This is a genomic window from Pontibacter silvestris (genome assembly GCF_020907275.1).
GTDB lineage: Bacteria > Bacteroidota > Bacteroidia > Cytophagales > Hymenobacteraceae > Pontibacter > Pontibacter silvestris.
On the sequence record NZ_JAJJWI010000063.1, the window covers coordinates 1 to 2,486 of the forward strand.

Consider the following 2,486-nt stretch of genomic DNA (forward strand, 5'->3'; position numbering starts at 1 on the left):
CCCTGTCCCAGAATACCCCCCTTTTATGATACTGACTAGCCTGTGACCCGTCCTATAAATGGGGAGTACTATACAACGCTAAAAGCTTTAAATAATAAATAATTTTCAACTTAAAAGCCAGAAATGCGTGAACAATGAAAAAAAGAAATGAGATCTATAGAACCCCCACAGATTTACAGTGTAGTTCCAGCCATCTTACCACCTGACCAATTATTTGGACCGCTGTTCCATGATGTTCAGATGAATCATGTTTTTCCTGATTCCATAACTTTTGCAGACTGTTACCCCAAGCGATCCCCAGAAGAAATTCTGAGTTTGTATGAGATAGAAAAGCACAAGGAGGATTTTAAGCTTTTTGATTTTGTCTCGGCGTATTTTCATATTCCAGAGCCTATAATAACAGATTATACAAGTAACCAGTTGTTACCGGCTACTGAGCATATCAATCAGCTTTGGCCATTGTTAACACGGGAGTCACAGCCAGATTGCTCCATGTTGCCTGTTCCAAAATCATATGTTGTTCCTGGAGGTCGATTTAGAGGACTATATTATTGGGACAGCTACTTTACGATGTTAGGTTTACAATCGGTAGGAGAATATGAACTGATAAGAGAAATGGTCCATAATTTTGCCTATCTCATTGATGTTTATGGCCATATTCCAAATGCAAATCGCAGTTACTACCTTACCCGCTCACAGCCTCCTTTTTTCGCTTTAATGGTACGTCTTCTTGCTGAAATAGATGGACCAGAAGCCTTTGCCCAATATCTTCCGCATATGCAAAAAGAATATAATTATTGGATGGACGGGTACTTTCGCCTCTCGGATAGGGAAACTTCTTTTCGTAGAGTTGTATTACTACCAGACGGCAGTATTTTAAACCGTTACTGGGATGATCTTCCTGCCCCTCGTCCTGAATCTTATCAGGAGGATGTCCAAATGGCTCATTACTCCGCCCCATTTGGTGTGGAGCCTGGAACACTTTACAGACATATAAGGGCAGCTTGTGAATCTGGCTGGGACTTTTCTTGCCGATGGTTCCGAGATGTAAATCATATAGAGACCATTCATACAACCGATATTGTACCTGTAGATCTAAATTGCCTTCTATATGAACTTGAGCTAACGTTATCTGAGGCTTATAACCAAAGCTCATTTTCAGATCCTTCCAGCTATTTCCTTCAAAAGGCAGAGAAGCGAAAAAAAGCAATGATTAAATATTTTTGGAATGATGACAGGCAGTTTTTCATGGACTATAATTTAGCCTTGAATAAATCTACCACAGTCATGTCGCTGGCAGGAATATTTCCGCTATTCTTCAAAATTGCCACTAACGAGCAAGCACATCATGTGCACGAACATGTTGCAGGCAGTTTCTTGAAAAAGGGGGGCGTAGTTTCTACTCTCCACGAGAGTGGTCAACAGTGGGACTCACCTAACGGCTGGGCTCCTCTGCAGTATCTAACATATGAGGGACTTCGCAACTATAATTTCTCTGATACAGCAGGAAAATTGAAAAAGAGGTGGATAGCCCTTAATGATAAAGTTTTTAAAGAAACTGGCAAGATGATGGAAAAATATAATGTTGTAGATATCGATTTGCCCGCCGGAGGAGGAGAATATCCAAACCAGGATGGCTTTGGATGGACTAACGGCATATACCTGTGGATGATGAATAATGCATAAAAACGGATGTGACGGAGTTTTACTTTATAATATATTCAATCTGATGCATGATAATAACATGTCGTTTCTACCCTATGTAACGAGCATCCCTGCCATCGGATAAAATTGATCAGCTGTTAGAATGGAGGAAGGCAAACAAACCAAACCAAAAAACAAACACTTTCAAACATGTCTCTCCACTAGGTTCGATGCGTTTTTGGTATCTAGGCAAGACCTGGTGCTAAAGCTCTATCTCAAAATTCGAGGGTTAAATGAGATAAATTTGATCGATATAAGGTTGCCTAGCGAGGGGTTGCGTGCGACTTCCTACTAATAGCGGGCTGAAACCCTTATTGGCTATACCGCGTGTTGGCAGCTGTTCATTTTCATTTGTCACCCGTTGAATTGATAGGATGACGAAACAATATAATCATAAATAGGAGCCCCAATACTATGTAAACCCCACCGGCTATCCAAAGTGCTTTTGGTAGTTGGGGAGTGGAAACCAATGCTTTTCCCATGGCAAGGCCTACGATAAGGAAATGAGTAAAATTGGCAATTGCAATTGGTCGGTTGTATATCCCGCCAATCAAGCTTTCCTTCGTCATCCAATTAAGCATACTATAACCAAAGTACAGCCCACCGATTACCTGCACTAAAAGAAGGGATGCCTGGTTACTCTCTATGTTTAGGTTAAATAATACTATGTCAGGAGCGAACGTCAGCACTATACCTATAACCCCTAAGATCAATGAGCAAACAGTCATTATTATTTTTGTATTTATCATATAGTCCTTTTTACAAGCACATAATCCAGAGAC

Annotated in this window: 2 protein-coding genes; one reads left to right on the forward strand and one right to left on the reverse strand. The window is 40.6% G+C overall.

Annotated elements, in window-relative coordinates; translation table 11 throughout:
- Positions 1 to 147: 147 nt before the first annotated feature.
- On the forward strand, positions 148 to 1,686 hold the full coding sequence (gene treF, locus LN995_RS21435) for an alpha,alpha-trehalase TreF (RefSeq protein WP_229963141.1): 1,539 nt from the start codon (positions 148 to 150) through the stop codon (positions 1,684 to 1,686).
- 365 nt (positions 1,687 to 2,051) lie between these two features.
- Here treF and LN995_RS21440 read toward each other — a convergent pair.
- The coding region (locus LN995_RS21440) for a hypothetical protein (protein WP_229963142.1) at positions 2,052 to 2,486 on the reverse strand (435 nt) is incomplete at its 5' end.